Below are 6,083 nucleotides of genomic sequence, written 5' to 3'. Positions count from 1 at the left end.
AGATCCCAGGCTCATCCACGGTTGTAACCGAAGGGGTTTCGGGCGACTTCGCCAAGCCTCGAATCGGATGGCCGTCCGGTTCGAGGCTCAGTCGCTCTTCTCGCACAAATCTCTGTTCGTGCAGATACAAGGGGTGTTGGAAGGAATGAGGCGGCGGCGATTTCACGCGTATCGCCAAGCTGGAACACCGCTCATCCGTCTCGGCGCTATGGCGCCGATCCACCTTCTCCCACAAGGGGAGAAGGAGAGAATCCGCGATACTCCTCCAGCTCCGGATCGAGATCCACCTTCACCGCATTGGTGAACACGCAGGTCGCCAGCATGATGCCGGCGAAGGCGGTGAGATTGACCAGCAGCGTCTCGTCGAAGCGCGCCTTGAGGTTGGTCCAGGTCTCGTCGGCAACGGCATTGGCATCGGCGGCGACGGCCTTGCCAAAGGCGATCAGCAGCGCCTCGTCGGCGGTCGGCTCGATCGCCTCCGGATCAAGGCCGCTGTCGATCAGCGCCCGGCGGAAGAAGGTGACCGGGATTTCGGCCCGCATCGTCTCAGAGATCGCCTTCGAGAACAGCCAAATGGCGCGGTCGTCGAGCGTGGGTCGCAGCAAATCGCGCAGCGTGAACCATTCGGCATAGATGCGATGCGCGGCGGGCGAGTTGAGAAGGATGCGCTTCATGTTGGTCATGCGGCCGCGCAGCGCGAGTTCCCTGTCGTGCTCGGCGCGGATTTCCGGCGAGGCGGTCGCATAGTCGACCGGCGAAAGATGCGCCATCGCCCTCACCCCAGCGTCGTGTGCAGCGCGGGCGCGGCGCGCAGCGTGTTGGAAATGGTGCAGATATCTTCGGCATCCTCGAGAATGCGCTGCCTGGTGGCCGCGTCGAGATCGCCCGCAATCTCCAGCCTGATGTTGAATGTCTCGACCCGCGAGGGTTCGTCCTTCGCCTTCTCGCCGGTGACGTCAGCCCTTACCTCGCCGAGCCGGTCGGCGACGCCGAGGCGGTTTGCGGCGATGCGGGCGCTGAGCACCATGCAGGCAGCCAAGGAGGCGTAGAGCAGGTCGAGCGGGTTGAAGCCCGGCGCGCTTGCGGAAGTCACGACATCAACCGTGCCGCCGGTCGGTGTGGTGACGACAGGTAATCCGCCGCGCTGGAGCACGGCGGAAGCGCCGGTGGCGCGGGTTCTTACCTTGAGCTCGCTCATGGCAGGTCCTTTTCGGTCATTGGCCCGACGAAAATCAAGGGCGCGGCCGCCCCGACTGGCGTCCTGCCCTTTCCTGCCCATGGTATCGATCTCTCCCGACAAGATCGATTGCTTTGTTGGCGCGAAAATCGATCGCCCCGATCCCTCCTGCGACTGAAAAGTCGAAGCTTATTAGCGGTTCCTAAACTGTGAAGTGCTATGCCTTGCAGATCAAAGGGGGCCGCGCAATGAACGCCTTCTGGCGAATGACGGGATTTGCGTTGATCCTGCTGACCGGCGCGGCGACGCTGGCAGCACTCCACATCGGCTCCCAACGTGACTTCGCGCTCGCCAAGGAGCGCTATCTGGAGAACTCCCAGGCCGCATCGCGGGCAACCGCCAAAACCGTCGAAGACGCATTGCGCGCCATCTATGAGAACGTCCGAACCCTCACCTATCTGCCAAGCGTGCAGAACCTCGACCGTCACGGCACGAACCTCGGCGACGAAGGCCGCGCCACGATCCAGCAGATCTACAACAACCTGGCCAACAACGTTTCCATCTCCGAAGTGTACTTCTTGCCGCTGGACTTCGATCCCGACCGCTACGATCCGGTGACAGGCAAGCTGGAGGAGCCGATCCTCCAGTTCGACCAGTTGATCGTGAACGCCAGGGCGAGAGCCGAAGCCGCTGATGCCAAAAAGCCCGGGAAGCTGGACGATCAATCGCTGACGCGGCCGGCCGAGGAGGTCGAAACCTATGAGTACCACGAACTTGCCAGGCAACTTGCCTGGCTGAAGGCGAACTATCCGAATTCGAGCAACATCGATGGGCTCAACGTGCCGATCATCGGCACGAAGGAGCTGATCACCTGCGACAACACGGATTTCATCCACAGCGGCAACGACGCCGACCGATCGGGCTTCATCCTTTCTGTTCCGGTCTTCTCGGCCGACGGCAACCTGCGCGGCTCGGTCTCCGCCATCATGCTTACCTCGGCGCTGAGAAAGCTCCTGCCCAGCACCGACTATGTCATCGCCAATGCCGACTACGGTTTCGAGTCCGACCAGCATCGGCTTTCGACGTCTCTGGCGGCCGCCACCCATTCGTTCACTGCGCCCGATCCAAATCTGATCTATTCGGAAGTGATCCCGCTTTCCCTTAACGATCCGAGAAGCGCGTGGCGGCTCTGGGCCGGATTTCCGAACAGCCGGTTCGAGAACGACGTCGACGTCCGGTCGGTGCGGCAGTTCGAACTGGCGAGCTACGCCGCGACTGTTATCGTCACCTTGCTGGCGTTGGTGTGCTGGTATGCGATCGCCCGCACGATGTCGATGCAGACGGAAGCCGCCGAGACACTGGAACGGCGCGTGGAGGAACGCACGGCCGAGATCCAGCACCTCGCAACCCATGACATCCTCACCGGCCTGCCCAATCGCGGCCTGCTGGCCGACACGATGGACGAGGCCCTGAGGAGCCTGAGAGGCGGCGAAAAACTGGCCGTCCACTGCATCGACCTCGACCGCTTCAAGCCTGTGAACGACACTCTCGGCCATCCGGTGGGAGACGAGCTCCTGCGCGCCGTGGCCAGGCGGCTGAGGCAGCAGGCCGGCGACACGGCCATGGTGGCAAGAGTGGGGGGCGACGAATTCACCATCCTCCAGCTCCTGCTCGATGGCGACGAACAGGCAGGCGCGCTCGCGAGCCGCGTCATCCATGCCCTCTCCGACGAGTTCTCCATCCAAGGTCATACGATCAGTATCGGCAGCAGCATCGGCCTGGCGGTCTTTCCCGACGACGGACAGAGCTCGGATATACTGATCCGCAACGCCGACCTCGCCTTGTACAAGGCCAAGATGGAAGGCAGAGGCACCTGCCGGTCTTTCGAACCCGGAATGGACGCGCGATTGCAGGAGCGCCGGCAGCTCGAGTCTGAACTGGCGCAGGGCGTGGCAAACGACCAATTCGTGCTGCACTATCAGCCGCTGCACGACGCAAAGACCTCGAAACTCACCGGCTTCGAGGCACTCGTGCGATGGAACCATCCGCGTCTTGGCCAGCTGCCGCCGTCGCAGTTCATACAGCTCTCGGAAGAGGTCGGGGTTATCGACAGCCTCGGCGAATGGATCATGCGGCAGGCCTGCGCGGATGCGGCGAAATGGCCCCTGCCCGTCAAGATCGCCGTCAATCTTTCGCCGGCCCAGTTCAAGCAGCAGGGGCTGCCGCTACAGGTTGCTTCGGCACTCGCTGCTTCCGGCCTCCTGCCGTCGCGGCTGGAGCTCGAGATCACCGAGTCGGTGCTGCTGGCGCACAGTGAACACACGATCCAGACCCTGCACAGCCTGCGCGATCTCGGCGTCAGCATCGCCATGGACGATTTCGGAACCGGATACTCCTCCTTGAGCTATCTGCGGTCCTTTCCGTTCGACCGCATCAAGATCGATCGAAGCTTCGTCAGCCTGATGTGCGAAAGCGGCGAGAGCCGGGCGATCGTCAAGGCCGTGGCCGAGCTCGGCACCACGCTCGGCATGACCACGACCGCCGAAGGGGTCGAAACCGAGGACCAGTATCGTCTCGTCAGGGAGAACGGTTGCACGGACGTGCAGGGATGGCTGTTCGGACGCCCGATGCCGGCATCCGAGCTCTGCACGCTCTTTGAACAATCAAGCGCCCTGACGGCCTAGACGAGGCAATTCTTGTGGACTGGGGAACAAAAGGCCCGCCGAAGTCCTCGGCACCGGCAGGCTCAGAGATGTTGCCAAATCGCCTTGAGCGGCGAGCCGATCGCCAGCTCGATTCTCCGCAATTGGTCGGCACCAAGCGACGTCGCGCCAGGATTGACGACCGTAAGAGCGCACGTGCCGAACGCAGCGGGCCATCCGTAGCTGAGATCGTTGAGCGATGTGGACTTGCCGCAACAAGGCGTCACGATCGTTAGATTGCTAAAATCCGAAGCGGCTGCCTGGCCCATGGCATCGCCCCACCAATCCTCAAGGTCGCCTCCGCAGAAGGCGCAATGGACGCTTTCCGTATTCGCGCCTGCGTCGAAGAATGTCACCCCTTCCTTGTATGCGACTCCGATATGTTCAGCTTGGGGGAACAATCCGCGCGCGATCCCGACTGCCGCCTCAGCCGCCGTCTCATCGGGCTGCCAGAGCGGGTCGGATGAAACCAGGTGCAGGTAATTGTCGGACATGGCACCTTTTGTGGCAGGAAGACCGATCCTTTCAAGCCATCAATCCGTAGCAATGCTCCCCTACCCAATTGCCAAACGCAACCGGACCGCCATGACACGCTGGACATCCGCGGCCTTCGCAACCTTCGCCGGCATCGCCGTCCTCTGGCCGGCGGACGGCCTGCCGGCGGGCAGCGTTTCTCCGGGTCCGCTATCGCGCGCGGAAGCCTTCGCCCGCGCCGCGGCGCTGACGGCGCTCGGGCGACAGATGTTCTTCGACCCGTCGCTGTCGGCTTCAGGCAAGCAGGCCTGCTCGTCCTGCCACGACCCCAATCATGCCTTCGGTCCCGCCTCCGCCTCGCCGGTGGAGATGGGCGGACCGAACCTCGACCAGCCGGGCCTGCGCTCAGTGCCGTCGCTGCGCTACCTGCAGGCGGCGCCCGCCTTTACCGAGCATTTTTACGACTCCGAGGACGAGGGCGACGAAAGCGTCGACAATGGCCCGACCGGCGGGCTGACCTGGGACGGACGTGCCGACCACGGCAAGGACCAGGCGAGGATCCCGCTGCTGTCGCCCTTCGAGATGGCCAACAAGGATGAAGAGGCCGTGGTCGCGGCGCTGCGCAAGGCGCCTTACGCCGACGCCTTCAAGGCGGCATTCGGCGCCGATGTGTTCGACCATCCGCAGGACGCCTTCGATGCGGCGATAGAGGCTCTCGGCACCTTCGAGCAGAGCAGCGCCGATTTCTACCCCTATTCCAGCCGCTATGACGCCTTCCTCGCCGGCAAGGCGCAACTGACCGCGCAGGAACTGCGCGGCCGCGCCCTGTTCGAGGACGAGGCCAAGGGCAATTGCGCGAGCTGCCACCTCAGCCAACCCAGCAACAATGGCGAGCCGCCGCAATTCACCGACTACGGGCTGATCGCCATCGCAGTGCCGCGCAACCCGGCGATCCCCGCCAATGCCGACCCCAACTATTTCGACCTCGGCCTATGCGGGCCGCTGCGCACCGACTTCAAGGGCCGTTCAGAATATTGCGGCCTGTTCAAGACACCGACGCTGCGCAACGTCGCGCTGCGCAAGAGCTTCTTCCACAATGGCCGCTTCCACACGCTGCGCGAGGCGGTGGCCTTCTACGCCAGCCGAGACACCGATCCCGGCCGCTGGTACCCGAAGAACGCCGACGGCACGGTCGACAAATTCGACGACCTGCCAAAAGCTTACTGGGGGAACCTCAACACCGACCCGCCCTTCAATGGCAGGAAGCCTGGCGACAAGCCGGCGCTGACCGACGCCGAGATCGACGACATCGTCGCCTTCCTCGGCACGCTGACCGACGCCGACCAGGCGGGGCAGTGACGGAGGCCTCCAGTGTTGCCCGAGCGCACGCTGCAGATTTGCCGTCGGCATCGAATCGACGTACTCGGGCATATGTGAGCTAGATCATAGGACGGCCATGAAACGCCTTCCATATTAGAGGCTCTTCATGGATGGAGTCTCGGATGAGATTCGTCGCTTTACAGGACCCGACCGACCGCTGGACGGTGTTTGATACGGCCAATGAGGAGCCCGCCGAATTCGGCGGTCGCGTGCTTATTGGCCTGACGTCGCATGAAGCGCTGCGGCTCGCGGCCGCGGCCAACGATGAGGCGGGGTGCCTGGAAATCAATGCGCTGGGGTCTGGTCAAGGCCGGTAAGGCGGACCAGTTCCCCTTTGCTCCAGGAAAGGC

The 6,083-nt window shown here is 63.3% G+C and carries 6 protein-coding genes; 3 read left to right on the top strand and 3 right to left on the bottom strand.

What is annotated here, in order from left to right:
* Positions 1-206: 206 nt before the first annotated feature.
* Together EN853_RS22390 and EN853_RS22385 are read right to left on the bottom strand one after the other, a co-directional pair.
* Positions 207-770 (bottom strand): hypothetical protein, encoded by a 564-nt coding sequence (locus tag EN853_RS22390; RefSeq protein WP_127861425.1) that lies wholly within the window; start codon positions 768-770, stop codon positions 207-209.
* A gap of 5 nt (positions 771-775) precedes the next feature.
* Positions 776-1,198: an OsmC family protein gene (locus EN853_RS22385; RefSeq protein WP_127861426.1), complete on the bottom strand. Its 423-nt coding sequence runs from the start codon at positions 1,196-1,198 to the stop codon at positions 776-778.
* 227 nt (positions 1,199-1,425) lie between these two features.
* Between EN853_RS22385 and EN853_RS22380 the strand changes: the two genes are divergently transcribed.
* Positions 1,426-3,861 carry an EAL domain-containing protein gene (locus tag EN853_RS22380; RefSeq protein WP_245517149.1) on the top strand — a complete coding sequence of 812 codons (2,436 nt, stop codon included), beginning with the start codon at positions 1,426-1,428 and terminating at the stop codon, positions 3,859-3,861.
* Between the two features lie 62 nt (positions 3,862-3,923).
* Here EN853_RS22380 and EN853_RS22375 read toward each other — a convergent pair whose 3' ends face one another.
* Positions 3,924-4,373, bottom strand: coding sequence for a hypothetical protein (locus tag EN853_RS22375; protein WP_127861427.1), 450 nt, complete (start codon positions 4,371-4,373; stop codon positions 3,924-3,926).
* 91 nt (positions 4,374-4,464) lie between these two features.
* Between EN853_RS22375 and EN853_RS22370 the strand changes: the two genes are divergently transcribed.
* Together EN853_RS22370 and EN853_RS22365 are read left to right on the top strand one after the other, a co-directional pair.
* Positions 4,465-5,712, top strand: a complete 1,248-nt coding sequence (locus EN853_RS22370) for a cytochrome-c peroxidase (RefSeq protein WP_127861428.1) — start codon at positions 4,465-4,467, stop codon at positions 5,710-5,712.
* 143 nt (positions 5,713-5,855) lie between these two features.
* The gene (locus tag EN853_RS22365; protein WP_127861429.1) at positions 5,856-6,050 is read left to right on the top strand and encodes a hypothetical protein; all 195 of its coding nucleotides are present in this window, start codon (positions 5,856-5,858) and stop codon (positions 6,048-6,050) included.
* Positions 6,051-6,083 lie beyond the last annotated feature (33 nt).

The organism is Mesorhizobium sp. M1C.F.Ca.ET.210.01.1.1, from assembly GCF_004791585.1.
In the GTDB taxonomy this organism is placed as follows: domain Bacteria; phylum Pseudomonadota; class Alphaproteobacteria; order Rhizobiales; family Rhizobiaceae; genus Mesorhizobium.
This window is presented reverse-complemented; position numbering and strand designations above follow the sequence as displayed.